The following is a 26697-nucleotide window of genomic DNA, read 5'->3' on the forward strand; positions in this document are numbered from 1 at the left end:
CGCGGTCACACCGTGCCAGGCCATGAGAAGGGCTTCTATGTCGGCGGCACCTTGTTCGACCACGTCAAGCCCGACATGACGATCTACAAGGAAGAGATCTTCGGTCCGGTGCTGTCGGTGGTGCGCGTGCATGACTTTGCCGAAGCGGTGNCGCTGATCAATGCGCACGAGTACGGCAACGGCGTGTCGTGCTACACCAGCGACGGCGGCATTGCGCGCGCGTTTGCGCGGCAGATCCAGGTGGGCATGGTCGGCATCAATGTGCCGATCCCGGTGCCGATGGCGTGGCATTCGTTTGGCGGGTGGAAGCGCTCGCTGTTCGGCGACCACCATGCCTATGGCGAAGAGGGCGTGCGATTCTACACGCGCTACAAGAGCGTGATGCAGCGCTGGCCGGATTCGATCGCCAAGGGCGCTGAGTTCACCATGCCGGTGGCCAAGTAGGTTGTTGTGGTGGACAGCACTTGAAGTGCCGTCCTGCCGATTGCGCGCACTCGGAGTGGCTCCTCGCATCCAGGGCTGGAGGAAGATGAAAGTCCGTCGAATCGTTGCCAATATTCCGGCGGCGGAGCCTTCGCTGGCGCGCGCCTTCTACCAGGACGTCCTTGGGCTTGACCTGCTGATGGATCACGGTTGGATCCAGACGTATGGCAGCGGTGCTGCCATGTCCGTCCAGGTCAGCGTCGCTTCCGAGGGCGGCGGCGGCACGCCCGTGCCGGACCTGTCCATTGAGGTCGACGATGTGGATGAGGCGCATCGGCGCATGGTGGCTGCGGGCTTTGCCATCGAGTACGGTCCGGTCGACGAGCCGTGGGGTGTGCGCCGTTTCTACGTGCGTGATCCGTACGGGCGGCTGGTGAATATCCTCATGCACGCCTGAGCGTGGGTATTCCGTGCCGCCGGCGCCAGCTTGGCGGAAGGATCCCGGCGTTCCGGTTTTTCCAATGTTCCGGCAGGTGCTGGAACTTAACGGGATACTGGCGCGCGTGGACGGCACCCTGTTGGCGCCCGGCTGCGGCGGCTGACATCCTCCTTCTGCGGTCTTGTCTGCGGTCAGTGCCGGCCAGCCTGGCCTTTCCTACCATTCGATGACGCGCCTGCCACGCGCGGGCGCGCAATGTGATGCCTTCGCGCCGCGGCAGGCGTAAACTATCGCCCTTTTTCCGGGCCGCCGCCTTGCCGCCGCGTGCCCGGCCACCGTTGCAGGGAGTCTGAATGAGCTTGTTCCGCACCAAGGACATCGACGCGATGCTGGCCGTCGCGCGCGATGATGGCCTGAAGAAGGTGCTGGGTCCGACCGACCTGGTGATGATGGGCATCGGTGCCATCATCGGCACCGGTATTTTCGTGCTGACCGGCACCGGCGCGCTCACCGCGGGGCCGGCGCTGACGGTGTCGTTCGTGATCGCGGCGCTGGCCTGCGGCTTTGCCGCGCTGTGCTACGCGGAGTTTGCCTCGGCGATCCCGGTGTCGGGATCGATCTATACGTACAGCTACGCCACCCTGGGCGAGATCGTCGCGTGGATGATCGGCTGGGACCTGCTGCTGGAATACGGGCTGGCCACGTCCGCCGTGTCGGTGGGATGGTCGGGCTACTTCCAGTCGCTGATGGCGGGCTTCGGGCTGAAGCTGCCGGCGGCGCTGACCGCAGCGCCGGGTTCCGTGCCGGGGGTGAAGACTATGCTGAACCTGCCGGCGTGCCTGATCATGCTGGCCATCACCTGGGTGGTGTCGTACGGTGTGCGCGAATCCACGCGCATCAACAACCTGATGGTGGCGATCAAGATCGGCGTGGTGCTGCTGTTTATCGCGGTGGGCGTGTGGCATGTGCAGCCGGCCAACTGGCAGCCGTTTGCGCCATTCGGCTTTGCCGGCATCTTCAATGCGGCGGCGCTGGTGTTCTTTGCTTTTATCGGCTTCGACGCGGTGACCTCGGCCGCGGAAGAGGTGCGCAACCCGCGCCGCGACCTGCCGATCGGCATCATCGGTTCGCTGGTGGTGTGCACGGTGCTGTATGTGGTGGTGGCGGCGATCATGACCGGCATCGTGCCGTTCGCGAAGTTTGCCGGCGTGGACCACCCGGTCTCGCTGGCGCTGCAGTTCGCGGGCCAGAACTGGGTGGCGGGCTTTGTCGACCTGGGCGCAATCCTGGGCATGACCACGGTGATCCTGGTGATGACCTATGGCCAGACCCGCGTGATCTTTGCGATGTCGCGCGACGGCCTGCTGCCCGAGCGGTTGTCTTCAGTGCACCCGGTGCATGCCACGCCGTATTTCGCCACCTGGACCGTGGGCATCGTGTTTGCCGCGATTGCCGCGCTGGTGCCGTTGAACGTGCTGGCCGAGCTGATCAATATCGGCACGCTGGCGGCTTTTACACTGATCTCAGTGGCGGTGCTGGTGCTGCGCAAGACCCGGCCCGAACTGCCGCGCGCGTTCCGCTGCCCGGGCGTGCCGGTGGTGCCGCTGCTGTCGATCGGCTTCTGCCTGTTCCTGATGGCGCACCTGCAGGCGCTGACCTGGGCCGCCTTCCTGATCTGGCTGGCGGTGGGGCTGGTGATCTACTTCGCCTATGCACGGCGCAATGCCGTGCTGCATAACCACGGGGGCTGAACTCCCTCAATTGCCGCGCTCGGCCGCGGCCTTCATGAAGGTCACCGCGCGCGGCTCGTTGGCATAGGCGGCGTTGATCCGGATCCAGGCCGAGGTCTCGCCGCCCGGGCGGAAGTAGTTGCCCGGCGCCAGCGTCACGCCGTATTCCTCGCCCAGCGTCACCAGTTCGCGCGAATCCTCGATCCCTGGTGGGCGTGCCCACAGGAAGTTGCCGCCGGACGGCTGGCAGAACACCTCCCAGCCGTTGCCGGTCAGCTGCCGCACGGCATTGGCCGAGGCCTCGCGCACGCGCAGGCGCAGCCGCTCCACATACTTGCGGAAGCCGCCGCGCTCCAGCAGCGCCGCCGTCACCGCCTCGGCAAAGTGCGAGCCGGCCACGCTGGTCAGCACCTTCACATCGACCAGGTCCTTGATCAGCGCCTTGTCGGCCACCAGGTAGCCGACCCGCAGCGAGGCCGACACCGTCTTGGAAAAGCCGCCAATGTAGATCACGTGCTCAAGCTGGTCCAGCGTGGCCAGCCGGTCGGTGAAGTGGGTCTGGAAGTCCGAGAAGATATCGTCCTCGACAAAGCGGAAGCCATGCCGGCGCGCCAGCTCCAGCAGCCGGAATGCCACCGGCGGCGCCAGCGTCGACCCGGTCGGGTTCTGCAGCACGCTGTTGGTGAAGAACAGCTTGGGCTTGTGCTGGCGCAGCAGCGCCTCGGTGGCCTCCGGGTCGGGGCCGTTGGGCGTGTGCGGCACGCCCACCAGCTGCACCCCGTGCAGCCGCAGCAGGCCGAACAGGTTGTAGTAGCCGGGATCTTCCACGAACACCGTATCGCCGGGCTTGAGCAGGTGGCGCACCACCAGGTCCAGCGCCTGGCTGGCACCGGTGGTGATCAGCACTTGCGGCAGTTCGGCGGCGATGCCCAGCTGGCGCACGCGCAGCAACACCTGGCGGCGCAGTTCCGGATGCCCCATCGGCGTGGCGTAGTGGATCACGCTGTCGATCTCGTTGCGCGAGATCGCGCGGATCGCCTGCGTCAGCCCCTCAATGTCGCGCCAGGTCTCGGGCACGAAGCCGCCGGCCAGCTTGAGCGTGCCGCTGGGGTGGTTGAACTGCTCGAGGATGTGGTCGGAAAGATCCTCGGCCAGGCTCGGATCCGACCAGCCGCACGCCGAGCGCCCCGCCAGCGGACTGTCCGCTACATAGAAGCCCGAACCCTGGCGCGAATCCAGCAGCCCTTGCGATACCAGCCGGTCATAGGCTTCGATCACCGGGAAGCGGCTGATGCCGTTCTCCGCCGCCAGCTGCCGGATCGACGGCAGGCGTGCGCCGGGCCGTGCTTCGCGGTTGCCGATCCACGCCTTCACGCCGGCAACGATCTGCTCGGTCAGTGGAATTCCGGTGGAAGCATCTAAGATTAATTTCATGGGCAGGCAGCCGGGGGAAGCCGGTAGGCGCAGATCGCTACAAGCGACAACTGTCAGGGAAAACTACTGAACAGTTCATCGAAAACTGTTCACAACTGTACATGGGATTGTAGTAACGGATGCGAATAATGGAAGCGTGGCGGAGGAAGGCGCCGGCTACCGTGATCATTCCGCATCCACGGGGGCCGGCGCCGGACGCGACCGCCGGGCGATGAGGAGCGGGACATGCGCGAACTACGGACTTTCGAACTGGATGAGCCTGGGCAGCCAGTGAGCTGGCGCGCCGGTTACGGGCAGACCGTCTGCGCGGCGGCGGGCAGGTTGTGGGTGACGGTGGAAGGCAATCCCAACGACATCTGGCTGGAGCCGGGGGCCGAACTGCCGTTGCCGGAGGGCTACCGGGTGTGGCTGTCGGGCGATGGCGCGGGCGCGCGCTTCACGCTGGCACAGGTGCCGGCGCCGTGGTCGCTGCGGCGGCTGGCGGCATGGCTGCGGGTGATGCGGCACCGGGTGGAGGAGCACAGCACGGATGCGTTCGGGGAGTGCCCCAGGATCTGGGCCTGAGCGTCCACTCACGCTTTGCCGGAACGGCCACCTGCGGGTGGCCTTTTGTTTGCCCGGGTGCTTGCGCGGCGCCTGCCGCGGGCGCCTACTCTATAGGGACAGCCCCCGTCCCACGCACGCCGGTCTCGGGGTTCCGCCCCATTGCTTTACGTTAACGTCAACGTCATATAATCGATCGGCCCCGACCCGGGGCGCAGCCCGCGCTTTTGCAGCCAAGCCGGCACAGAACGGCACTTCCGGCGCATGCCGCGGTGGCAGCCAACACCAGAAACGGTGGAGACAATGACCGATCTTTCCGATGTGCATGATGTGCGCCGCGGGGCGCCCCAGCCCAAGCCGACCGCGCAAGGCCGCGGTCCGGTCAACAAGGTGCGCTTTGTCACGGCGGCGTCGCTGTTCGACGGCCATGACGCCTCGATCAACATCATGCGCCGCATCCTGCAGTCGCATGGCTGCGAGGTGGTCCACCTCGGCCACAACCGCTCGGTCGAGGAAGTAGTGACGGCGGCGCTGCAGGAAGACGCGCAGGGCATCGCGATTTCCAGCTACCAGGGCGGCCATGTCGAATACTTCAAGTACATGGTCGACCTGCTGCGCGAAAAGGGCGGCGAGCACGTGCAAGTCTTTGGCGGCGGCGGCGGCGTGATCGTGCCGGACGAGATCCGCGAGCTGCAGGCCTATGGCGTGGCGCGCATCTTCAGCCCCGAGGACGGCCAGCGCATGGGCCTGGCCGGCATGATTGCCGACATGGTGCAGCGCTGCGACATCGACCTGTCGCGCTATGCGCCGGCCTCGCTCGAACCGGTCGCCGGCGGTGACCGCCGCGCGCTGGCGCAGCTGATTACCGCACTAGAGAACGACAAGGCCGATCCGGCGCTGGTGCAGGCGATGCATGCGCAAGCGGCAGCGGCGTCGATCCCGGTGCTCGGCATCACCGGCACCGGCGGTGCCGGCAAGTCATCGCTGACCGACGAGCTGATCCGCCGTTTCCGGCTGGACCAGCAGGATGCGCTCTCCATCGCCGTGATCTCGATCGACCCGTCGCGGCGCAAGTCGGGCGGCGCGCTGCTGGGCGACCGTATCCGCATGAACGCGATCAACCACCCGAACATCTTCATGCGCTCGCTGGCCACGCGCGAGGCGGGCTCGGAGATCTCGCAGGCGCTGCCGGACGTGATCGCCGCGTGCAAGGTGGCGGGCTTTGACCTGGTGATCGTTGAGACCTCGGGCATCGGGCAGGGTGATGCGGCCATCGTGCCGCACGTGGACCTGTCGCTCTATGTGATGACGCCCGAGTTCGGCGCGGCCAGCCAGCTCGAGAAGATCGACATGCTGGACTTCGCCGACTTCGTCGCCATCAACAAGTTCGACCGCAAGGGCGCGCAGGACGCGTGGCGCGACGTGGCCAAGCAGGTGCAGCGCAACCGCGAGCAATGGCACGGCAAGGCCGAGGACATGCCGGTCTATGGCACGCAGGCGTCGCGCTTCAATGACGATGGCGTGACCATGCTGTACCAGGGCCTGCGCGAAGCGCTGGCGGAACGCGGCCTGAAGCTGCAGCCAGGCTCACTGCCCGCGCTGTGGGGGCGCATTTCCACCGGCCAGAATGTGATCGTGCCGCCGGCGCGCAGCCGCTACCTGGCGGAACTGGCCGACACGGTGCGCGGCTACCACCGCCGCGTGATCGAACAGAGCCGCATCGCGCGCGAGCGCCAGCAGTTGCTCGCATCGAGCGCCATGCTGCAGGCAGCGCAGGGCGATGGCGCCGCGCTGGACGCGCTGGCCGCAGAGCGCGACACCGCCCTCGGCCAGGTCGAGCGCAAGTTGCTCGCCATGTGGCCGCGGATGCGCGAGGCCTACAGCGGCGACGAATACGTGGTCAGGATCCGCGACAAGGAGATCCGCACCGGGCTGGTCACCACCACGCTGTCTGGCACCAAGGTGCGCAAGGTGGTGCTGCCGCGCTTCGAGGATGACGGCGAGGTGCTCAAGTGGCTGATGCGCGAGAACGTGCCCGGCAGCTTCCCGTACACCGCCGGCGTGTTCGCCTTCAAGCGCGAGAACGAGGACCCCACCCGCATGTTCGCCGGCGAGGGCGACGCCTTCCGCACCAACCGGCGCTTCAAGCTGGTGTCTGAAGGCATGGATGCCAAGCGCCTGTCGACCGCGTTCGACTCGGTCACCCTGTATGGCGAAGACCCGCATGTGCGTCCGGACATCTACGGCAAGGTCGGCAACTCCGGCGTGTCGATCGCCACGTTCGACGACATGAAGGTGCTGTACGACGGCTTCGACCTGACCAGCCCGAGCACCTCGGTGTCGATGACCATCAACGGCCCGGCGCCAACCATCCTGGCGATGTTCATGAACACCGCCATCGACCAGCAGCTCGACAAGTTCCGCGCCGACAACCAGCGCGAGCCCACCGCCGACGAGGAAGCCAAGATCCGCGCCTGGGTGCTGCAGAACGTGCGCGGCACGGTGCAGGCCGACATCCTCAAGGAAGACCAGGGGCAGAACACCTGCATCTTCTCCACCGAGTTCTCGCTCAAGGTGATGGGCGATATCCAGGAGTACTTTGTCCACCACCAGGTGCGCAACTTCTACTCGGTGTCGATCTCGGGCTACCACATTGCCGAAGCCGGCGCGAACCCGATCTCGCAGCTGGCGTTCACGCTGTCCAACGGCTTCACCTATGTGGAGGCGTACCTGGCGCGCGGCATGCATATCGATGATTTCGCACCCAACCTGTCGTTCTTCTTCTCCAACGGCATGGACCCCGAGTACAGCGTGCTGGGCCGCGTGGCGCGCCGCATCTGGGCTGTGACCATGCGCGACAAGTACGGTGCCAACGAGCGCAGCCAGAAGCTGAAGTACCACATCCAGACCTCGGGCCGCTCGCTGCATGCGCAGGAGATCGACTTCAACGATATCCGCACCACGCTGCAGGCGCTGATCGCGATCTACGACAACTGCAACTCGCTGCACACCAACGCCTACGACGAGGCCATCACCACGCCCACCGGCGAGTCGGTGCGCCGCGCGCTGGCGATCCAGCTGATCATCAACCGCGAGTGGGGCGTGGCCAGGTGCGAGAACCCCAACCAGGGCAGCTTCCTGATCGAGGAGCTGACCGACCTGGTGGAAGAGGCGGTGCTGCAGGAGTTCGAGCGCATTGCCGAGCGCGGCGGCGTGCTGGGCGCGATGGAGACCGGCTACCAGCGCGGCAAGATCCAGGAAGAGTCGCTCTACTACGAGCAGCTCAAGCACGACGGCACGCTGCCCATCATCGGCGTGAACACGTTCCGCAACCCGGACGGCGACCCGGTCCCGCAGAAGCTGGAACTGGCGCGCTCCAGCGAGGCCGAGAAGCAGAGCCAGCTCGACCGCCTGCAGGCGTTCCAGCAGGCCCATGCGGCCGAGGCGCCGGCGATGCTGCAACGGCTGCGCCAGGCGGTGATCGACAATCAGAACGTGTTTGCGGTGCTGATGGACGCGGTGCGGGTTTGCTCGCTGGGGCAGATCACCCATGCGCTGTTCGAGGTGGGCGGGCAGTACCGGCGCAATATGTAGACCCGGCGGCACCGCGCAGCAAGCAGTGCCCGATTACCGCGCAGGGCGGCCGCAGTGAAGGGCCGCCCTGCGTTACACTCGAAGGCTGCGCCGGCGGCCGCGCCACGGCAAACGTATTCGAGACAACCGCAAGCCAAAGACCATGGACACCCAGTACAACCCGACCAATATCTTCGCGAAGATCCTGCGCGGCGAGCTGCCGTGCATCAAGGTGTACGAGGACGACGACACCATCGCCTTCATGGACATCATGCCGCAGGCCGACGGCCATACGCTGGTGGTGCCCAAGGAAGCCGCGGTCAACCTGTTCGACCTGTCCGAGCAGGGCGCGCAGGCCGCCATCGTTGCCACGCAGCGGGTGGCGCGCGCGGTGCGCACAGCGTTTGCGCCGGACGGCATCTCCATCGGCCAGTTCAACGGCGCGGCCGCGGGCCAGACCGTGCCGCACGTGCATTTCCATATCGTGCCGCGCTATGCCGACAGCGCGCTGCGCGGCCACGCGCGCGAGATGCAGGACCCGGAACTGCTCAAGGGGCATGCGGAACGCATCATCGCCGCGCTGCGCGAGCAGGCGGCCTGAATCAAGCATCAAAGCATTCAACCAAGCAAGCAGAGGAAGACAAGATGGCAATCAAGACTGTAGGCATCGTCGGTGCCGGCACCATGGGCAACGGCATCGCCCAGGCGTGCGCAGTGGTGGGTCTTAACGTGGTGATGGTCGACATCAGCGACGCCGCCGTGCAGAAGGGCGTCGCCACCGTGGCGGGCAGCCTGGACCGGCTGATCAAGAAAGAGAAGCTGACCGAGGCCCAGAAGGCCGACGCGCTGGCGCGCATCAAGGGCAGCACGTCGTATGACGATCTCAAGGCCACCGATATCGTGATCGAGGCCGCCACCGAAAACTACGACCTGAAGGTCAAGATCCTCAAGCAGATCGACGCCGTCGTCGGCGAGAACGTGATCGTGGCATCGAACACCTCGTCGATCTCGATCACCAAGCTGGCCGCCGTGACTTCGCGCGCCGACCGCTTTATCGGCATGCACTTCTTCAACCCGGTGCCGGTGATGGCGCTGGTGGAACTGATCCGCGGCCTGCAGACCAGCGACGCCACCCACGCCGCCGTGGAAGCGCTGGCCAAGGAGCTGGGCAAGTACCCGATTACGGTCAGGAACAGCCCGGGCTTCGTCGTCAACCGCATCCTGTGCCCGATGATCAATGAAGCCTTCTGCGTGCTGGGCGAAGGCCTGGCCTCGCCGGAAGAGATCGACGAAGGCATGAAGCTGGGCTGCAACCACCCGATCGGCCCGCTGGCGCTGGCCGACATGATCGGCCTGGACACCATGCTGGCCGTGATGGAAGTGCTGTACACCGAGTTTGCCGATCCGAAGTACCGCCCGGCGATGCTGATGCGTGAGATGGTGGCGGCCGGCTACCTGGGCCGCAAGACTGGCCGCGGCGTGTACGTATATAGCAAGTAAGCTGCCCGGCACTTTCCGCGTGGTACGGCGGCCGCCTCCGGGCGGCCGCCGCTTTTCCCGGTGCCGGTTCCCGGTCGCCGCCAAATCCCGCTTACACGGCGTTATATGCCGAAACACTCCGCCGCATCCGGTAACAGGAATGCGCGGTAGAGTGCACCCATTCCGTTTACGACAAGACAAGCTCCATGGCTCACCCGATTCTCTTTGCTGCGCTGCTCGCGGGCGCAATGTCCCTGCTGGCGGCCCGTTCGGCGATGGCTCATGTGGATGTGGGCGTGCAGGTCGGCGCGCCGGTCTATGTGGCCCCGGCCCCTGTTTATGTGGCCCCCCCGCCGCCCGTGGTCTATGCGCCGCGCTACCACGGCTGGCATGGCGACCGCTACTGGGACGGACGCCGCTGGTATGGCCGCAGTGAGTGGCGCGGGCGGCATCACCATCATGACTATCGGCACTACGATCGCCATCACGGGCACGGTCACCGTGGCCACGGCCACTGACCCTCTCGCCGGCTGACGCGCCGCCACGACGCGGCGCGGCGCGACGTTCAGCGCAGCAGCACCAGCCGCGGCACCGCGTCCGCGCCGCTCCACACCACCGCGTTCTGTTCGTATTTCTCGCCGAGGGTCCGCGCATCCTGCAGCGACAGCCCCGGCACCAGGAAGCTCGGCTCGGCCGGCCAGCCGTTGGCAGGATGCTCGCCGGCGGCTTCGATCGCGCGCAATCCCATCTTCGCTATGTCCTGCGCCAGCGCCTGTTGCCGGTGCGCGTTGGCGTGGTCGTCGCAGCGCTGGCTGAACGGGTTGGCGGCGGTGATGAAGGCGCTCGATGCCACGCCCAGCGCGTGGTGAAGCGCCGCCAGCGGGGCGCTGGGCTCGTCTACCCGCAATATCATCGGCAGGTCGCCCAGCACGCGGTAATGCGTTTCGCGATAGGCCCGCAGCGTGGCGTCGTCGATGGCGCTGGCCACGCTATTCCCCGTACTGCCGCAACCCCTCCAGGTCCAGCACCTCGATCACGCCGTAGTCCACCCGCACCAGGCCCTGCTGTTCCAGCACCTTGAGCGCCTGGTTGGCGCGCTGGCGCGAGATGCCTGCAAGCAGGCCGATCTCTTCCTGCGAGATCTCCAGCGTCGTGCCGATCCCCGGATACAGGTGCTCATTGAACAGCGACGACACCGCGCGCGCCACGCGCGAATCGATGTCGAGCAGCCGCTCGTATTCCACCGCCGCGATGAACTGCCCGAGGCGTTCGTTGAACTGCGTCAGCAGGAAGCGCGTGAACGGCAGGCTGGTATCCAGCAACCACTGAAAAGTGTCGCGCGGCAGGAAGGCGATGGTCGAGCGGCGCAGCGCCATCACGTCGTACTTGCGGATCTCGGACTTGAGCACCGCGCCTTCGCCGAACCAGCCGCCGGTGGGCACGCCGGTGAACGTGACCGACTTGCCCGACGGCGACACCGTGGTGATCTTGACGATGCCTTCGAGCACGCCCATCCAGTGCTCGGCCATGTCACCCTTGTGACAGACGTAGTCGCCCTGGGTGTACTCGTGCACGAACATGGCGCGGCGCACGCGCTCGCGCTGCTCGGGACTCAGGTCTGCTGCCCACACGCAGCGGTCGACAAAATCGTTCAGCATGGCCTGCAGAAGCTCCCGTAGGGATTAACCCGGAATTGTCACCGGCGTGACAACCCGGGTGGTTGGCATGGACTATCGTACGATCACAACGGAACCGCGGGTGCCACAAGCGGCACGCCGGGGAAGGCGGAAACGCTTTCCCGGCGCCCTGAGGAAAGGCACACCGGGCTTGATGCGATGCGGCAGATGCTGCGGGCAAAGCAAGCCAAGTATAACGACCGGACCGGCGCTTGACACCGGGCGTGGATCCCCACGCCGGAGGGACAGGAGACAGCGATGCAGGAATCGTCGGCGACGACCTTCCCGCGATGGCTGCTGGCGCACGCCCAGCAGCGGCCGGATCATCCGGCTCATCGCGAGAAGGATCTCGGCATCTGGCAGACATACAGCTGGGCCCAGGCGGCACAGCAGGTGAGGGCGCTGGCATGCGGGCTGGCCGCGCTCGGATTCAGGCGCGGCATGAACCTGGCGGTGGTGGGCGACAACCGCCCGCGGCTGTACTGGGCCATGACCGCGGCGCAGGCGTTGGGCGGCGTGCCGGTGCCGCTGTACCAGGACGCCATCGCCAATGAGATGGTCTATGTGCTCAACGATGCGGAGATCGAGTTCGCCATCGTCGAGGACCAGGAGCAGGTCGACAAGCTGCTGGAAGTGCAAGCGCAGCTGGCCGAGTCCGGCCGCGCCGTGCGCCACGTCATCTTTGAAGACCCGCGCGGCCTGATGGACTACGACCATCCGTCGCTGATGTCTTATGAACGGCTGCAGGAGCTGGGCCGCGAGTTCGACCAGGCGCACCCGGGCTTCTATGACGAGGCCATCGCCGCCGGCCAGCCCGACGACACCGCGATCATCCTCTATACCTCGGGCACCACCGGCAAGCCCAAGGGCGTATGCCATTCGCACTACGGCCTGATCGGCGCGGCGCGCAACGGCTGCGCTTTCGACAAGCTGAGCGCGGACGACGACGTGCTGTCCTACCTGCCGATGGCATGGGTGGGCGACAACCTGTTCTCGTACGCGCAGGCGATGGTGGCGGGCTTCACGGTGAACTGCCCGGAATCGCGGGAAACAGTGATGACCGACCTGCGCGAGATCGGCCCCACCTACTACTTTGCGCCGCCGCGCATCTATGAAGGGCTGCTGACGCAGGTGATGATCCGCATGGAGGATGCCGGCTGGATCAAGCGCAAGCTGTTCCACTGGGCCATGGATGTGGCGAAGCGTTGCGGCACCCATATCCTTGACGGCCAGCCGGTATCGCTCGCGGAGCGCGCGCGCTACGCCCTGGGCGAAGTGCTGGTCTACGGTCCGCTGCGCAATGTGCTGGGCATGAGCCGCATCCGCGTGGGCTATACCGCGGGCGAAGCGATCGGACCAGACCTGTTCCGCTTCTACCGCTCGATCGGCGTGAACCTGAAGCAGTTCTATGGCCAGACCGAGACCTGCGCCTATGTGTGCCTGCAGCCGGACGGCAAGGTCAAGTTCGATTCAGTCGGCCCGGCCGCGCCCGGCATGGAAATCCGCATCGCCGACAACGGCGAGGTGCTGGTGCGCGGCGTGGGCCTGCTCAAGTCCTACTACAAGCGCGACGACGCCACCCGCGAGGCCATCAACGACGAAGGCTACTTCATGACCGGCGACGCCGGCGTGATCGACGCCGACGGCCACCTGAAGATCATCGACCGCGCCAAGGACGTGGGCAAGCTGGCCGATGGCTCGATGTTCGCGCCCAAGTACATCGAGAACAAGCTGAAGTTCTTCCCGTACATCAAGGAAGCGGTGGCCTTCGGCAGCGACCGCGACCAGGTCTGCGCCTTTATCAATATCGACTTCGAGGCCGTGGGCAACTGGGCCGAGCGCCGCCACCTGCCGTATGCCGGCTATGTCGACCTGGCCGCGCAGCCCGACGTGCTGGAGATGATCGGCGAGTGCGTGAACCAGGTGAATGCAGACCTGGCCAACGACCCGATGCTGGCCGGTTCGCAGGTGGCACGCTTCCTGGTCCTGCACAAGGAACTGGACCCGGACGACGACGAGCTCACGCGCACGCGCAAGGTGCGCCGCGGCTTTATCGCCGACAAATATGGCGTGCTGGTGGAGGCGCTCTATGCAGGTAAATCCGAGCAGTTCATCGAGACGCGCGTCAAGTTTGAAGACGGACGCGAGGGCAGCGTGTCGGCCACGCTGAAGCTGGTCAATGCGAAGCGCCTGCCGGTGGCGGCGCGCGCGGCATGAGCGAGGGCAGCAAGATGACGCAAGTAGCCTGGCAAGGCGCGGGGCAGCGCGAATGGGCGGGGACGGCACGCACGGATGCCAGCGGCACGGGCAGCGGCGGCGCGATCGCCCCGGCAGGCCCGATGTCTCCCGCGGGTCTGGCGGATGACAGCGGCGCGCATCCCGGCACGCAGCGCGCACCGCGCACCGGCGAGCAGGCGCGCACCGGCGGCGAGGTGATCCTGGACCTGCAGCATATCTCGCTGTCGTTCGGCGGGGTCAAGGCGCTGACCGATATCTCGTTCGATGTGTGCGAGCACGAGGTGCGCGCCATCATCGGCCCCAATGGCGCCGGCAAGAGTTCGATGCTCAACGTGATCAACGGCGTCTACCACCCGCAGCAGGGACGCATCGTGTTCCGCGGCGAGGAGCGCAAGCAGATGCACCCGACCGCCGCGGCGCGCCAGGGCATTGCGCGCACCTTCCAGAACATCGCGCTGTTCAAGGGCATGACGGTGCTGGACAACATCATGACCGGGCGCAACACGCAGTTCCGCACCGGGCTCTTCGCCCACGCGCTGTGGTGGGGCCCGGCGCGCAACGAAGAGATGCGCCATCGCCAGAAGGTCGAGGAGGTGATCGACTTCCTTGAGATCCAGTCGATCCGCAAGACCCCGGTGGGGCGCCTGCCATATGGCCTGCAGAAGCGCGTGGAGCTGGCGCGCGCGCTGGCGGCCGAGCCCTCGATGCTGCTGCTGGACGAACCCATGGCCGGCATGAACGTGGAAGAGAAGCAGGACATGTGCCGCTTTATCCTGGACGTGAACCGGCAGTTCGGCACCACCATCGTGCTGATCGAGCACGACATGGGCGTGGTGATGGATATCTCCGACCGCGTGGTGGTGCTCGACTACGGCAAGAAGATCGGCGACGGCACGCCGGAAGAGGTCAAGGGCAACCCTGACGTGATCAAGGCGTACCTGGGCACTTCGCACTGAGGCTCTGAACCATGACGTTCTTCTTTGAAATCCTGATCGGCGGCCTGCTGTCTGGCCTGATGTACTCGCTGGTGGCGCTGGGCTTCGTGCTGATCTACAAGGCCTCGGGCGTGTTCAACTTCGCGCAGGGCGCGATGGTGTACTTTGCCGCGCTGGCGGTGGTGGGGCTGATGGACAAGGGGCTGCCGATGTGGGCTGCGGTGATCGGCGCCTTCGTGGTGATGATCCTGGTCGGCATGAGCACCGAGCGCTTCGTGCTGCGCAAGCTGGTCAACCAGCCGCCGATCACGCTGTTCATGGCGACCATCGGGCTGTCGTTCTTCCTCGAAGGCCTGGGGCCGCTGCTGTTCGGCAATGAAGTGCGCCCGATCAACCTGGGCATCGTCGACGAGCCGATCGAGTCGATCCTGACCAACTTCAATATCGTGCTGTCCAAGTTCGACATCGCGGCGGCGGCCATCGCCGGCGTCCTGGTGGGCTCGCTGGCGCTGTTCTTCCAGTACACCAAGGTCGGCCGCGCGCTGCGCGCGGTGGCCGACGACCACCAGGCGGCGCTGTCGCTTGGCATCCCGCTGCAGAACATCTGGGCAATCGTATGGGGCGTGGCGGGCTTCGTTGCGCTGGTGGCCGGCATGCTGTGGGGCTCGCGCAATGGCGTGCAGTTCGCGCTCACGCTGACCGCGCTCAAGGCGCTGCCGGTGCTGATCCTGGGCGGCTTCACCTCGGTGCCTGGCGCCATCGTCGGCGGGCTGATCATCGGCGCCTCGGAGAAGCTGGCCGAGATCTATATCCCGCCGGTGTTCCAGTCGGTGTTCGGCGGCAACTTCGGCGGCATCGAAGGGTGGTTCCCGTATGTGTTCGCCCTGCTGTTCCTGCTGGTTCGGCCCGAAGGGCTGTTCGGCGAAAAACACATTGATCGCGTCTGACCGACTTCGCACAGGAGAGTTGCCATGTTTTATCGTGAAGCCGGCCAGTTCAAGACCAGCTACGTCGCCGACAGCCAGATTTTCCCCATTCGCCAGGACCGCATCGGCTTTGCCGTGCTGATGGCCGTGGCCTTCGTGGCGATCCCGTTCGTCGGGTCGGAATACTGGTTTTCGGCCATCCTGATCCCGTTCCTGATTTTTTCGCTGGCGGCGCTGGGGCTGAATATCCTGACCGGCTATGCCGGCCAGCTGTCGCTCGGCACCGCGGCCTTCATGGCGGTGGGTGCCTACGCGGCCTACAACTTCCAGTTGCGCATCGAAGGCATCCCGGTGCTGCTGTCATTCCTGCTGGCCGGGCTCTCGGCGGCGCTGGTGGGGGTGGCCTTCGGCCTGCCGTCGCTGCGCATCAAGGGCTTCTACCTCGCCGTGGCGACGCTGGCGGCGCAGTTCTTCGTGGTGTGGGCGCTGACCAAGTTCCCCTGGTTCTCCAACAACAGCTCGTCGGGCGTGATCACGGCACAGCGGCTGGACCTGTTCGGCGTCGCCATCGACACCCCGGTAAAGAAGTACCTGTTCGTGCTGGCCATCGTCACGGTGCTGGCGCTGGCGGCCAAGAACCTGGTGCGCTCGGCCACCGGGCGCGCCTGGATGTCGGTGCGCGACATGGATGTGGCGGCCGAGGTGATCGGCATCCCGCTGATGCGCACCAAGCTGCTCGCGTTCGCGGTCAGCTCGTTCTACTGCGGCGTGGCCGGCGCGCTCTACGCGTTCTGCTACCTGGGCTCGGTCGAGCCCGACGGCTTCTCGCTGGACCTGTCGTTCCGCGTGCTGTTCATGATCATCATCGGCGGCGTGGGCAGCATCCTGGGCTCGTTCCTGGGCGCGGCCTTCATCCTGCTGCTGCCGATCTTTCTGGACAACGTGCTGCCGCCGCTGGCATCGCTGCTGCACCTGCCCTTTACCAATGCCACCGTGTCGCACATCCAGCTGATGGTGTTCGGCGGGCTGATCATCTTCTTCCTGATCGTGGAGCCGCACGGGCTGGCCCGGCTGTGGCAGATCGCCAAGGAGAAGCTGAGGCTGTGGCCGTTCCCTCATTGACGGGAGGGGAGCCTGAGTTACCGCAGTTCCTGTGTGAAGTTCTGAAGCTTACGCATAACGAAACGCTCCACTGAGGGCGAAGGAGACTGTCATGACCAACCTGATTCGCAATGTGCAACGCGCCGCCCTGGTGGTCAGCGCCGCGGTGGCACTGCTGGCGCCGGCGGCGCCGGCCATGGCGCAGAGCAACGAGCAGTTCGTGGCGTTGCCAAGCTACCGCGTGGGGCCGTATGGCGCCAACGGACAGTCCTGGTATGGCGGCTTCATCGACTACCTCAACTACGTCAACCTGAAGGAAGGCGGCGTCAACGGCGTCAAGCTGTCGTGGGAAGAGTGCGAGACCGAGTACAACAACGCCAAGGGCGTGGAGTGCTATGAACGCCTGAAGTCCAAGAACGCCACCACCAAGGGCACGGCCTACCACGCTATGTCCACCGGCATCTCGTACGCGCTGGTCGACAAGACCGCCGCCGACAAGGTGCCGCTGGTGATGATGGGCTACGGCCGCACCGACGCGGTGGATGGTTCGGTGTTCCCGTACGCGTTCCCGCTGGTGACCACGTACCAGATGCAGGTCTCGGCCATCGTCAAGTACCTGGCCGCGAAGAACGGCGGCTCGCTGGCCGGCAAGAAGATCGTCTACCTGTACCACGACTCGGCCTATGGCAAGGAGCCGATCGTGGCGCTGCAGGCCGAGGCCAGGCTGGGCAAGTTCAACCTGGTGGAGATCCCGGTGGCGCACCCGGGCAACGAGCAGGGCGCGCAGTGGCTGAAGATCCGCCAGGAGAACCCCGACTACGTGATCTTCTGGGGCTGGGGCGTGATGAACCAGACCGCGCTGAAGGCCGCGCAGAAGGTGGGCTTTGCGCGCGACAAGATAATCGGCTCGTGGTGGGCCGGCTCGGAAGAAGACACGGTGCCGGCGGGTGATGCGTCCAAGGGCTACATGAGCGCCACCTGGAACGTGGCCGGCCGCAACGTGCCGCTGATCGCCGATATCGAGAAGGTGGTCTACGGTGCCGGCAAGGGCAATATGCAGGACAAGAACAAGGTGGGTTCGGTGCTGTACAACCGCGGCGTCTCGGCGGCGGTGGTGACGGTGGAAGCGGTGCGCGTGGCGCAGGCCAAGTTCGGCAAGGGCAAGCCCATGACCGGCGAGCAGATGCGCTGGGCCTTCGAGAACCTGAACCTGACCAACGCGCGCCTGCAGCAACTGGGCGCCACCGGCCTGCTGCCCGAGATCAAGACCAGCTGTGACAACCACGAGGGCTCGGGCAAGGTGAAGATCCAGCAGTGGGACGGCACCAAGTGGGTGGTGGTGTCGGACTGGATCGAGGGCAACAAGAGCCTGATCCACCCGCTGTTCAAGGCCACGGCGGCGCAGTACGCGAAGGAGAAGGGGATTACCCCGGCTTGCACGAAATCTTGATAGCAACCTGGCGGGCATGCGGTGCTGGCGCCGCATGCCCGCCTGAGCTGAACCGTCTGACCAACACGAGCCGCACCATGAGCCTTCTGTCCGTCAACAATACCGAAGTCATCTACGATCACGTGATCCTGGTGCTCAAGGGCGTCTCGCTCGAAGTGCCGGAAGGCAAGATCGTGGCGCTGCTCGGCGCCAACGGCGCGGGCAAGACCACCACGCTCAAGGCCATCTCCAACCTGCTGCAGGCCGAGCGCGGCGATGTCACCAAGGGCTCGATCGAATATCGCGGCGACCGCGTCGACCAGCTCACGCCCAACGACCTGGTGCGCCGCGGCGTGATCCAGGTGATGGAAGGGCGCCACTGCTTCGCGCACCTGACCATCGAAGAGAACCTGCTCACCGGCGCCTACACGCGCGGCCTGTCGCGCGGCCAGACGCGCGACGAGCTGGAAAAGATCTACGAGTACTTCCCGCGGCTGAAGACGCGCCGCAAGTCGCAGGCGGGCTACACCTCCGGCGGCGAGCAGCAGATGTGCGCGATCGGCCGGGCCATGATGGCCAAGCCCGCGATGATCCTGCTGGACGAGCCTTCAATGGGGCTGGCGCCGCAGATCGTCGAGGAGATCTTCGAGATCGTGCGCGGCCTGAATTCACGCGAGAACGTCAGCTTCCTGCTGGCCGAGCAGAACACCATGGTGGCGCTGCGCTATGCCGACTACGGCTACATCCTGGAAAACGGCCGCGTGGTGATGGACGGCGACGCCGAATCGCTGCGCACCAATGAGGATGTCAAGGAGTTCTACCTGGGCGTGGCGGCCAACGATGCGGACGACGGTGCCGGGCGCAAGTCGTTCCGCGATGTGAAGAGCTACCGGCGCAGGAAGCGCTGGCTGGCCTGAGCCGACGCAAGCCGGCCCAATTTATCCGGCATTGCCACCACGCGCCGGCGGCGCGGCGGCATGCCGCATCCATTTCCCTGACGCACAGCACCATGCCAGAATACTTCGATTCGCTCGAAACCCGCGCGCCGGAAGTCCGCGAGCAGGCGCTCCTTGCCGCCCTGGCACGCCAGGTGGCCCATGCGCGCGACAACGCGCCTTACTTTGCCGAGATGCTGAGCGGGGTCGATCCGCGGCTGGTGACCTCGCGCGCTGCGCTGGCGGCGCTGCCGGTCACGCGCAAGTCGGACCTGACCGCGCGCCAGCGCGCGCTGCCGCCGCTGGGCGGGCTCAACGCGACGCCGCTGGGCAAGCTGCGCCATGTGTTCCAGTCGCCCGGCCCGATCCACGAACCCGACGGCCATGACGCCGACTGGTGGCGCGTGGCCCGCGCCATGCATGCGGCGGGCTTCCGCGCCGGCGAGCTGGTCTACAACACCTTCTCCTACCACTTCACCCCGGCCGGCATGATGATGGAGACCGGCGCGCACCGGCTGGGCTGCTGCGTGTTCCCGGCCGGTGTCGGCCAGACCGATTCGCAGGTGCAGGCGCTGGCCAGCCTGCAGCCCACCGCCTATGCCGGCACGCCGTCGTTCCTGAAGCTGCTGCTGGAGCGCGGCGACGAGCTCGGCACGCCCTGCGCCAGCCTGGCCAAGGCGCTGGTCTCGGGCGAGGCGCTGCCGCCGTCGCTGCGTGCCTGGTTCCAGGCGCGCGGCGTACGGGTGCAGCAGATGTATGGCACCGCGGATGTCGGCCTGATTGCCTATGAGACCGAGGGTGGCGACGGCTGGGTGGTGGACGAGGGCGTGCTGGTAGAGATCGTCGAGCCCGGCGGTTCTCGGCCGATGCCCGAAGGCGAAACCGGCGAGGTGGTGGTGACGGTGCTGGGCAACGGCGACTACCCGTTGATCCGCTTCAGCACCGGCGACCTCTCGGCCATCGTCGCGGAGTCGTCGCAACGGCCCAGCCCGTGCGGGCGCACCAACATCCGGCTCAAGGGCTGGCTGGGCCGTGCCGACCAGGCCACCAAGGTCAAGGGCATGTTCGTGCATCCTGGGCAGGTGGCGGATGTGCTGCGGCGGCATCCGGAGATTCGCGCGGCGCGGCTGGTGGTGACTGGCGACCCTGGCGCGGACGTGATGACGCTGCGCTGCGAGGCTACGCGCGAGGATGGTGACTTGCAGCGTGCGGTGGCGGAATCGCTGCGCGAAGTGATGCGGCTGCGCGGTGAAGTGGCCTTCGTGGCGACGGGCTCGTTGCCGCAGGATGGGAAGCTGATTGAGGATGCGCGGCGATACGATTGAAGACAAGTCAGAGGCCTCGCATGGGCGGGGCCTTTGATGCAGGGCAGGTCAGGACTTCCCTCCCTCCACCGGCCGCGTCGGCAGCCTGACCATCCACACACTCACCCCCACCGCACAAGCCAGCAACGCCGCCGACGCCAGCGGCCGCCCGCGCAGCAGCCATGCGGTGGTGCCCATCGACACCCACATCATCGACAACGCCAGGCACTTGGCCCGCAAGGGAATGCTGCGATAGCGCTGCCAGTCGCTGACCAGCGGCCCGAAGCGGGGATGCCCCAGCAGCCATTCATGGAATCGCCGGGACCCCCGCGCGAAGCATGCCGCGGCCAGCAGCACGAATGGCGTGGTCGGCAGCACCGGCAGGAAGATGCCGATCACGCCCAGCAGCAGGCTGATCCCGCCCAGCACCACCCACATGGCGCGCAGCGCCTGTTGCCGGCGGCTCAGCGTGGCGTCGGCGTCCGGAGCGGAATCTGGCGGGGTGGCGGGGCTTGGCGCTGGCAATGGATGAATGAAGGGCCGCAACAGCGGCCCAGTGATGGCTTCGGTCAGCGCGCGATACCCAGGCGCGCCTTGGCGGCATCGTACTCCGCTTTCATGCGCGTGACGATTTCGCCGGCGGTGGGGATGTCGTGGATCTGGCCCACGCCCTGGCCGGCGCCCCAGACGTCCTTCCACGCCTTGGCCTTGGAGGCGCCGCTGGAGAAGTCCATCTTGCTCTTGTCGGCCACCGGCAGGTTGTCCGGATCCAGCCCCACGTTGCTGATGCTTTCGCGGATGTAGTTGCCGTGCACGCCGGTGAACAGGTTGGTGTAGATGATATCGGCGGCGGCCGAGCTGGTGATCGACTGCTTGTATGTTTCTGCCGCGTGGGCCTCCTGCGAGGCGATAAAGCGCGTGCCCACGTAGGCAAAGTCCGCGCCCATGGCCTGCGCGGCCAGCACCGCCTCGCCGGTGGCGATCGAGCCCGACAGCGCGATCGGGCCGTCGAAGATCTTGCGCACCTCGCCCACCAGCGCGAACGGCGACAGCATGCCGGCATGGCCGCCGGCGCCGGCCGCCACCAGGATCAGGCCGTCGACGCCGGCCTCGATCGCCTTTTCGGCATGACGCATGCTGATCACGTCATGCAGCACGATGCCGCCGTAGCTGTGCACCGCGTCGATCATCTCCTTGACGGGGGCGCGCAGCGAGGTGATGAAGATCGGCACCTGGTGGTCCACGCACACCTTCACGTCGTGTTCGAGCCGTGCGTTCGAGGTATGCACGATCTGGTTGACCGCGACCGGGCCCACCTGCGCGCCCGGGTTGGCGGCCTTGAAGGTGGCCAGCTCGCCTTCGATCTGGGTGAGCCACTCGTCGAGCAGCTCCGCCGGGCGCGCATTGAGCGCCGGGAACGAGCCGACGATGCCGGCCTTGCACTGCGCCAGCACCAGCTCCGGGTAGCTGACGATGAACATGGGCGAGGCGATGACGGGCAGGGCCAGGTTCTGCAGGGCCTGGGGCAGTTGCTTGGCGGCGGGCATGGTGTCTCCTGAACTACTGGGCGGGCACCTCGCGGGCGCCCTAAATGAACGGTCGTTCGATTATAGGGAGTTTCTGCGCGGTCACGTTAGAAGCCCCAGTCTATGCCGACCCGGTCACCTCGTGGAACTACCCGGCCGGAAGGGTCAGTTCCGCCAGCGCGCCGCCGCCAGGGCGGTTGGCCAGCGTTACATCGCCATGATGCAACGTTGCCACCTCGCGTGCAAAGCACAGGCCCAGGCCGGTGCTCTTGTCCGCACCGTGCGGGCGTGGCAGCGAGTAGAAGCGCTCGAACACGCGCGGCAGGGCGTAGTCGGGGATGCCCGGGCCCTGGTCGGCCACGGCGATGGCCAGCGCGCCGCCGCGGCGCTCCAGCCGCACCGTGACTTCACTGTCCGGCGGGGCGAAGTCGATGGCGTTCTCCAGCAGGTTGGCGATGGCCTGGCGCAGCAGGAACGGATCGCCGGCGACCAGGTCCGGGCTGGCGTCGGCGGCCAGCCGCAGCGTCACGCCGCGCTGGCGCGCGCGCGGTTCCAGCTCGCTGCCCAGTTGGGCCAGCAGCGGGGCCAGCCGCACCGGCTCGCGCACTTCCAGGCGCTGGCGCTGCTCCACGTCGGCCAGTGCCAGCAGCTTGCGGATCATGGTTTCAAGCCGGCCCGACTGGGCGCGGATATTGGCAACGAAGCGCTGGCGGTCCGACGCCGGCATCGCTTCCTGCAGCAGCTCGGCGGCGCCGCCGATCGCGGCCAGCGGGCTTTTCATCTCATGCGTCAGCGTGTGGATGTAGTGCTCGACATACTGCTTGTCTTCCAGCCGCTCGCGCATGCCCTGCACCGCGCGGCCCAGCTCGGCCAGCTCGCCGCCGCCGCGCAGCGGCATCTCGGCGCGCTCGCCGGCCGCCACCGCGCGCGCATATCCGCGCAGCCGGCTCAGTCCATGCGCCAGCCACAGCGTGCAGGCCAGCCCGATCACGCAAGCAGCGCCGATCAGCAGGCCGCCGTAGAGCAGGATCTTGCGCTGGCTGCGCTCGATAAAGGGCGCCATCGCCGCATTGGGCTTGGCCACGGTCAGCACGCCGATGATGCGCCCGCCGTCCCCGTCGCGTATTGGCGCGGCCACGTGCATCACAGTGCTGGCCTCGTCGTCGGGGTTGGTGCGCGTGCTGCGTGCGCCGTACTTGCCGCGCAGCGTCAGGTAGACATCGTTCCAGCGCGAATAGTCGTGGCCCACGTCAGTGCCGGTGGAGTCAAAGCGCACGATGCCCCTGGCATCGGTCACGTAGACGCGGTAGCCGATGCTGTCCTTGTGCAGGCCCGACACATCGGCGTCCACCGGCATGTCGCGCAGCGCCGCCATGTGCCGCGCGAAATCGCCGTGGGCAATGCGGCCGGCCTTCATGTCGTCGGCGGCAAGCGCCGCCAGCACGTGCGCGGTATCGATCAGCGTGTCTTCCATGGCCTGGCGCACGCCGGGCTTGACCTCCTGCACGAACACGCGCAGCGTCAGCACCGTGGCCAGTCCCACGATCAGGAAGAAGCCGAAGAATATGCGCAGGCCGATATGCATGGCGTGCGCTCAGGGTTCCAGCGAATAGCCCATGCCGCGATGGGTGCGGATGCGCCCGGCGCCGTCTGGCGAGGCCCCTGTGCTGGCCTCCCGCAGCTTCGCGCGCAGGGTCTTGACATGGGTGTCGACGGTGCGGTCGCTGGTGTCGAGCGCGTCTTCCCAGACGCACTCCATCAACTGCGCGCGCGAGTAGATGCGGCCCGGATGCGCGACCAGCCAGGCCAGCAGCAGGTACTCGTAGCGGGTCAGCTCCAGCCAGCGGCCGCGGTAGGCCAGGCGCGCGCCGTCCTTGTCGTGGGTGAAGCCGGCGGCCTCGTCGCCCTTCGCAACTGCTGTGCTGCCGCCGCGCGCCCGGCGCAGGATGGCGCGCACGCGCGCGGCCAGCTCGCGCGGCGAGAAGGGCTTGACCACGTAGTCGTCGGCGCCGATCTCCAGCCCGACGATGCGGTCGATCTCTTCATGGCGCGCGGTCAGGAAGATCACCGGCGCATCGCAGAAGGTGCGCAGCGTGCGGCAGACCTCGAAGCCGCTCAGATCCGGCAGGCCCACGTCCAGGATCACCAGGTCGGCCGGGCCGGCGCGCATGCGCTCGAGCGCGGCGCCGCCCAGCGTGCAGTGCTCGGCCAGCATGCCGTCGGTGCGCAGGGCATAGAGAATGGTGTCGGCGATGGCCTGCTCGTCTTCCACCACCAGGATCCGCGGTTGTTCCATGCCCGGCATTCTAGCCGGTCAGACGCTGGCCGCCGTGCGGGCCGGCGGCGCCGGTTCGCCGCCGCGGCGCTTGTGGAAATAGATCTGCTCCGCGGCCCAGCGCAGTGGCGGCGAGTACAGCATCAGGTCGAAGGGCCAGTCGCACTGGAAGCGGTCGAACATCCAGCGCAGCGCACGCTTGGCGCGAAAGCGGGGCGCGCTGGCGGTGGCGACGGCTTCCGGGGCCGGACCGCCGCGCAGCAGGTGCGCCGCCACGGCCTGGCCGACCGACTCGCCATGGGCAAAGGCATAGTGGATGCCGCCCGCGGTGACCGGCGACACGATGCCGGCGGCATCTCCCGTCAGGATCACGCCGTCGCGCGCCAGCGGGAAAACCGGGCCGCCGCACGGGATCAGGCCCGCGCGTGTCGCCGCCGGCTGCGCCAGCTGCGGCAGGCCGGCGCGCTCGCGCACATGCGCCAGCAGCCCGTCCAGGTCGGGCGCGCGGCCGTAACGCGGCAGGTAGCGCAGCGCCAGGCCGGCCTGCACGCCGGTGGGGTTCTGCGCAATCCAGCCGATATAGCCGGGCGCGAAGCGCCGGGTGATAAAGCAGTGCAGCGCGCCGGGCTCGGGCAGCGCCAGTCCCGGAAACTCGTATTCCACGCCATACAGGAAGCTGTGCACGCGCCCCAGCCCGGCACACTGCGCCACGCGCGATTTCGCGCCGTCCGCGCCGACCAGATAGCGCGTGTTGCCCACGCCGGTCACATGCCAGCCACCGTTGCGCGGCACCGCGCCCACAAACGCCTGGCCCAGGCGCAGTTCGACCCGGTGGCGGACCAGCTCAGCGGCCAGCCAGCGCATCAGCCGCGGTGTATCGGTGGTATGGAAGTAATAGCCCGGCGCGCTCAGGTCGATGCTGCGCAGCTTGGGCGAGTACAGCCGCACCTGCTCCACCCGGTGCACGCAATCGGCCGGCGCGCGGCCCAGCCAGGTTTGCTCGGTGGCTTCCTTGACCAGGATGCCGGTGGTGTGGAGCTTGTCGCCCGGATCGGTCTTGCGTTCCAGCACCAGCACGCGCAGGCCGGCGCGTGCCGCGGCCAGGGCGCAGGCGGCGCCGGCAAAGCTGGCGCCGGCGATGACGATGTCGTAGTCGAACGAGGGCATGGCAGTTCCCGGAGATGGAAGGGCTCCAGTCTGGCCAGCTGGGGTGAGGGCAATGTGTGGGGAGTGTGAAGCGGCGGGGCGCGGTGAATAGCCAAAAAAACGCCCCGCATACGCGGGGCCGTCAATTACCACGAAGATTGATACGCACGGCGGGCACCTGCCAATGCCGCAGCCGCCAACGAAGCATAGGCCGCCAATGTGACGGCGGCATGGCAGCGCAATGAAGGCCGCATGACATCACAGCCCGTAGCGCTTGATCTTGTCATAGAGCGTAGCCTTGCCAACCTGCAGCAAGTCCGCCGCCTGGCTGACCGCGCCACCGGTGCGCGCCAGGGCATCCGCAATCACGGCGCGCTCGAAGTGCTCCATCCGCTCGCGCAGCGGCGCGGCTTCATCGGGGGCCGCGGCCTGCGCGCCCGCCTGCCCGCCCTCCGGCACGCCCAGCACCATCCGGTCCGCGGCATTGCGCAGCTCGCGCACATTGCCCGGCCAGGGACGCTGGGCCAGGGCCTGGCGTTGCGCCTCGGACAGGATCGGCGCCGGCCGCTGGTAGCGCACCGCGGACACCAGCGAGAAATGCTCGAACAGCGGCACGATGTCCTCGCGCCGTTCGCGCAGCGGCGGCAGCGCGATGGTGACCACGTTCAGCCGGTAGTACAGGTCTTCGCGGAAGCTGCCCTGCGCCACCAGCGCATCCATGTCGCCCTTGGCCGCGGCGACGATGCGCACATCGATCTTCACCGAGGCATTTGACCCCAGCCGCTCCAGCGAGCCTTCCTGCAGCACCCGCAGCAGCTTGACCTGCAGCGCCAGCGGCATGCTCTCGATCTCGTCGAGGAACAGCGTGCCGCCCGAGGCGTGCTCGAGCTTGCCAATGCGGCGCTTGCCGGCACCGGTGAAGGCGCCGGCCTCGTGGCCGAACATCTCGCTCTCAAAGATGGCCTCGGGCACCGCGCCGCAGTTCAGCGCGATAAACGGGCCTTCGGCGCGGCCGGACAGCGCATGCAGGCTGCGCGCCACCAGTTCCTTGCCGGTGCCGGTCTCGCCGTTGATCATCACCGGCACGTCGGTGGGCGCGACATTGGCCACCAGCGCGCGCACCTGCCCGATCGCGGGCGAGCGGCCGATGATGCGCGTGCCCGCGGCGGGGCCGGCCAGTTCGCGGCGCAAGGCTTGATTTTCAAGCTCCAGCGCGCGCCGTTCCAGCGCGCGGCGCACGGTGTCGGTGAGGCGGTCGGCGCCGAAGGGCTTTTCGATAAAGTCGTAGGCGCCTTCGCGCATGGCCTGCACGGCCATGGTGATGTCGCCGTGGCCGGTCACCAGGATCACCGGCACGCCCGGCGCGGCGTTGCGGCAGTGCTGCAGCAGGTCCAGCCCGCTGGCGCCGGGCAGGCGCACGTCGGTCACCACCACGCCGGCAAAGGCGCCGTGCAGGTGCGGGATCGCGGCCTCGGCCGAGGGCAGCGCCAGCACCGCGAAGCCGGCCAGCTCCAGGCTCTGCGCGGTGGCCTGGCGCACCAGCGGCTCGTCTTCGACAAACAGGACACGCAGACCGTCTTGCATG

The 26697-nt window shown here is 67.1% G+C and carries 24 protein-coding genes; 15 read left to right on the forward strand and 9 right to left on the reverse strand.

Features of this window, described 5'->3' with window-relative positions:
• The 3 genes from A3A5_RS39330 to A3A5_RS0124270 all read left to right on the forward strand — a co-directional run.
• Positions 1-444, forward strand: a 444-nt coding sequence (locus A3A5_RS39330) for an aldehyde dehydrogenase family protein (protein ID WP_035813629.1), incomplete at its 5' end; no start/stop codon positions are given.
• An 85-nt stretch (positions 445-529) separates the two neighbouring features.
• Positions 530-880 carry a VOC family protein gene (locus A3A5_RS0124260; protein ID WP_018313087.1) on the forward strand — a complete coding sequence of 117 codons (351 nt, stop codon included), beginning with the start codon at positions 530-532 and terminating at the stop codon, positions 878-880.
• Positions 881-1215: 335 nt separating this feature from the next.
• Entirely contained in the window at positions 1216-2613 is a 1398-nt protein-coding gene (locus A3A5_RS0124270; protein WP_018313088.1) for an amino acid permease, read from the forward strand.
• Positions 2614-2619: 6 nt separating this feature from the next.
• Here the strand turns inward: A3A5_RS0124270 and A3A5_RS0124275 are convergent, their stop codons facing one another.
• Positions 2620-4026 carry a PLP-dependent aminotransferase family protein gene (locus A3A5_RS0124275; protein WP_026201077.1) on the reverse strand — a complete coding sequence of 469 codons (1407 nt, stop codon included), beginning with the start codon at positions 4024-4026 and terminating at the stop codon, positions 2620-2622.
• 225 nt (positions 4027-4251) lie between these two features.
• Here A3A5_RS0124275 and A3A5_RS0124280 point away from each other — a divergent pair, with 225 nt between their 5' ends.
• The 5 genes from A3A5_RS0124280 (at position 4252) to A3A5_RS0124300 (ending at position 10139) form a co-directional block, all read left to right on the forward strand.
• A complete protein-coding gene (locus A3A5_RS0124280; RefSeq protein WP_018313090.1) occupies positions 4252-4590 on the forward strand; it encodes a DUF2917 domain-containing protein in 339 nt (112 codons plus the stop codon).
• 282 nt (positions 4591-4872) lie between these two features.
• Positions 4873-8163, forward strand: coding sequence for a fused isobutyryl-CoA mutase/GTPase IcmF (icmF, locus tag A3A5_RS0124285; protein ID WP_018313091.1), 3291 nt, complete (start codon positions 4873-4875; stop codon positions 8161-8163).
• A gap of 142 nt (positions 8164-8305) precedes the next feature.
• Positions 8306-8743 carry an HIT family protein gene (locus A3A5_RS0124290; RefSeq protein WP_018313092.1) on the forward strand — a complete coding sequence of 146 codons (438 nt, stop codon included), beginning with the start codon at positions 8306-8308 and terminating at the stop codon, positions 8741-8743.
• A 44-nt stretch (positions 8744-8787) separates the two neighbouring features.
• Positions 8788-9642, forward strand: coding sequence for a 3-hydroxybutyryl-CoA dehydrogenase (locus tag A3A5_RS0124295; protein WP_018313093.1), 855 nt, complete (start codon positions 8788-8790; stop codon positions 9640-9642).
• A gap of 185 nt (positions 9643-9827) precedes the next feature.
• Positions 9828-10139 carry a hypothetical protein gene (locus A3A5_RS0124300; protein ID WP_081623980.1) on the forward strand — a complete coding sequence of 104 codons (312 nt, stop codon included), beginning with the start codon at positions 9828-9830 and terminating at the stop codon, positions 10137-10139.
• Positions 10140-10186: 47 nt separating this feature from the next.
• Here the strand turns inward: A3A5_RS0124300 and A3A5_RS0124305 are convergent, their stop codons facing one another.
• Together A3A5_RS0124305 and A3A5_RS0124310 are read right to left on the reverse strand one after the other, a co-directional pair.
• Complete coding sequence (locus A3A5_RS0124305; RefSeq protein WP_018313095.1) at positions 10187-10609, reverse strand: DUF3293 domain-containing protein; 423 nt, start codon at positions 10607-10609, stop codon at positions 10187-10189.
• Between the two features lies 1 nt (position 10610).
• Complete coding sequence (locus A3A5_RS0124310; protein ID WP_018313096.1) at positions 10611-11279, reverse strand: Crp/Fnr family transcriptional regulator; 669 nt, start codon at positions 11277-11279, stop codon at positions 10611-10613.
• Positions 11280-11555: 276 nt separating this feature from the next.
• On the opposite strand from A3A5_RS0124310, the gene A3A5_RS0124315 reads away from it, so the two are divergent.
• The 7 genes from A3A5_RS0124315 (at position 11556) to A3A5_RS0124345 (ending at position 20186) form a co-directional block, all read left to right on the forward strand.
• On the forward strand, positions 11556-13514 hold the full coding sequence (locus A3A5_RS0124315) for a long-chain fatty acid--CoA ligase (protein WP_018313097.1): 1959 nt from the start codon (positions 11556-11558) through the stop codon (positions 13512-13514).
• A 14-nt stretch (positions 13515-13528) separates the two neighbouring features.
• Positions 13529-14491, forward strand: coding sequence for an ABC transporter ATP-binding protein (locus A3A5_RS0124320; protein WP_026201078.1), 963 nt, complete (start codon positions 13529-13531; stop codon positions 14489-14491).
• 11 nt (positions 14492-14502) lie between these two features.
• Positions 14503-15417 (forward strand): branched-chain amino acid ABC transporter permease, encoded by a 915-nt coding sequence (locus A3A5_RS0124325; RefSeq protein ID WP_018313099.1) that lies wholly within the window; start codon positions 14503-14505, stop codon positions 15415-15417.
• Positions 15418-15441: 24 nt separating this feature from the next.
• Positions 15442-16518: a branched-chain amino acid ABC transporter permease gene (locus A3A5_RS0124330; RefSeq protein ID WP_018313100.1), complete on the forward strand. Its 1077-nt coding sequence runs from the start codon at positions 15442-15444 to the stop codon at positions 16516-16518.
• Positions 16519-16609: 91 nt separating this feature from the next.
• The gene (locus A3A5_RS0124335; RefSeq protein ID WP_018313101.1) at positions 16610-17947 is read left to right on the forward strand and encodes an ABC transporter substrate-binding protein; all 1338 of its coding nucleotides are present in this window, start codon (positions 16610-16612) and stop codon (positions 17945-17947) included.
• A 77-nt stretch (positions 17948-18024) separates the two neighbouring features.
• Positions 18025-18843, forward strand: a complete 819-nt coding sequence (locus tag A3A5_RS0124340; protein WP_018313102.1) for an ABC transporter ATP-binding protein — start codon at positions 18025-18027, stop codon at positions 18841-18843.
• Positions 18844-18935: 92 nt separating this feature from the next.
• A complete protein-coding gene (locus tag A3A5_RS0124345; protein ID WP_018313103.1) occupies positions 18936-20186 on the forward strand; it encodes a phenylacetate--CoA ligase family protein in 1251 nt (416 codons plus the stop codon).
• Between the two features lie 48 nt (positions 20187-20234).
• On the opposite strand, the gene A3A5_RS0124350 is transcribed toward A3A5_RS0124345, so the two are convergent.
• From A3A5_RS0124350 to A3A5_RS0124375, 6 genes are all read right to left on the reverse strand, one after another.
• Positions 20235-20690, reverse strand: a complete 456-nt coding sequence (locus A3A5_RS0124350; RefSeq protein WP_369797812.1) for a YbaN family protein — start codon at positions 20688-20690, stop codon at positions 20235-20237.
• A 44-nt stretch (positions 20691-20734) separates the two neighbouring features.
• Positions 20735-21712: a nitronate monooxygenase family protein gene (locus tag A3A5_RS0124355; protein WP_018313105.1), complete on the reverse strand. Its 978-nt coding sequence runs from the start codon at positions 21710-21712 to the stop codon at positions 20735-20737.
• Between the two features lie 127 nt (positions 21713-21839).
• Positions 21840-23276, reverse strand: a complete 1437-nt coding sequence (creC, locus tag A3A5_RS0124360) for a two-component system sensor histidine kinase CreC (protein ID WP_018313106.1) — start codon at positions 23274-23276, stop codon at positions 21840-21842.
• Positions 23277-23285: 9 nt separating this feature from the next.
• Entirely contained in the window at positions 23286-23996 is a 711-nt protein-coding gene (creB, locus tag A3A5_RS0124365) for a two-component system response regulator CreB (protein WP_018313107.1), read from the reverse strand.
• Positions 23997-24005: 9 nt separating this feature from the next.
• Entirely contained in the window at positions 24006-25133 is a 1128-nt protein-coding gene (locus A3A5_RS0124370) for an NAD(P)/FAD-dependent oxidoreductase (protein ID WP_018313108.1), read from the reverse strand.
• Between the two features lie 237 nt (positions 25134-25370).
• A complete protein-coding gene (locus A3A5_RS0124375; RefSeq protein ID WP_018313109.1) occupies positions 25371-26696 on the reverse strand; it encodes a sigma-54 dependent transcriptional regulator in 1326 nt (441 codons plus the stop codon).
• Between the last annotated feature and the right edge of the window lies 1 nt (position 26697).

This window comes from Cupriavidus sp. UYPR2.512, assembly GCF_000379565.1.
GTDB lineage: Bacteria > Pseudomonadota > Gammaproteobacteria > Burkholderiales > Burkholderiaceae > Cupriavidus.

Excerpts from the sequence above, each read along its gene's own strand:
- creB (WP_018313107.1), bottom strand. The coding sequence starts at position 23,996 with ATGCCGGGCATGGAACAACCGCGGATCCTGGTGGTGGAAGACGAGCAG.
- A3A5_RS0124330 (WP_018313100.1), top strand. The coding sequence starts at position 15,442 with ATGTTTTATCGTGAAGCCGGCCAGTTCAAGACCAGCTACGTCGCCGAC.
- A3A5_RS0124270 (WP_018313088.1), top strand. The coding sequence starts at position 1,216 with ATGAGCTTGTTCCGCACCAAGGACATCGACGCGATGCTGGCCGTCGCG.
- A3A5_RS0124325 (WP_018313099.1), top strand. The coding sequence starts at position 14,503 with ATGACGTTCTTCTTTGAAATCCTGATCGGCGGCCTGCTGTCTGGCCTG.
- A3A5_RS0124335 (WP_018313101.1), top strand. The coding sequence starts at position 16,610 with ATGACCAACCTGATTCGCAATGTGCAACGCGCCGCCCTGGTGGTCAGC.
- A3A5_RS0124355 (WP_018313105.1), bottom strand. The coding sequence starts at position 21,712 with ATGCCCGCCGCCAAGCAACTGCCCCAGGCCCTGCAGAACCTGGCCCTG.
- A3A5_RS0124315 (WP_018313097.1), top strand. The coding sequence starts at position 11,556 with ATGCAGGAATCGTCGGCGACGACCTTCCCGCGATGGCTGCTGGCGCAC.
- A3A5_RS0124340 (WP_018313102.1), top strand. The coding sequence starts at position 18,025 with ATGAGCCTTCTGTCCGTCAACAATACCGAAGTCATCTACGATCACGTG.
- A3A5_RS0124375 (WP_018313109.1), bottom strand. The coding sequence starts at position 26,696 with ATGCAAGACGGTCTGCGTGTCCTGTTTGTCGAAGACGAGCCGCTGGTG.
- A3A5_RS0124290 (WP_018313092.1), top strand. The coding sequence starts at position 8,306 with ATGGACACCCAGTACAACCCGACCAATATCTTCGCGAAGATCCTGCGC.
- A3A5_RS0124320 (WP_026201078.1), top strand. The coding sequence starts at position 13,529 with ATGACGCAAGTAGCCTGGCAAGGCGCGGGGCAGCGCGAATGGGCGGGG.
- A3A5_RS0124280 (WP_018313090.1), top strand. The coding sequence starts at position 4,252 with ATGCGCGAACTACGGACTTTCGAACTGGATGAGCCTGGGCAGCCAGTG.
- A3A5_RS0124295 (WP_018313093.1), top strand. The coding sequence starts at position 8,788 with ATGGCAATCAAGACTGTAGGCATCGTCGGTGCCGGCACCATGGGCAAC.
- A3A5_RS0124345 (WP_018313103.1), top strand. The coding sequence starts at position 18,936 with ATGCCAGAATACTTCGATTCGCTCGAAACCCGCGCGCCGGAAGTCCGC.
- A3A5_RS0124300 (WP_081623980.1), top strand. The coding sequence starts at position 9,828 with ATGGCTCACCCGATTCTCTTTGCTGCGCTGCTCGCGGGCGCAATGTCC.
- A3A5_RS0124310 (WP_018313096.1), bottom strand. The coding sequence starts at position 11,279 with ATGCTGAACGATTTTGTCGACCGCTGCGTGTGGGCAGCAGACCTGAGT.
- A3A5_RS0124275 (WP_026201077.1), bottom strand. The coding sequence starts at position 4,026 with ATGAAATTAATCTTAGATGCTTCCACCGGAATTCCACTGACCGAGCAG.
- A3A5_RS0124260 (WP_018313087.1), top strand. The coding sequence starts at position 530 with ATGAAAGTCCGTCGAATCGTTGCCAATATTCCGGCGGCGGAGCCTTCG.
- icmF (WP_018313091.1), top strand. The coding sequence starts at position 4,873 with ATGACCGATCTTTCCGATGTGCATGATGTGCGCCGCGGGGCGCCCCAG.
- creC (WP_018313106.1), bottom strand. The coding sequence starts at position 23,276 with ATGCATATCGGCCTGCGCATATTCTTCGGCTTCTTCCTGATCGTGGGA.
- A3A5_RS0124370 (WP_018313108.1), bottom strand. The coding sequence starts at position 25,133 with ATGCCCTCGTTCGACTACGACATCGTCATCGCCGGCGCCAGCTTTGCC.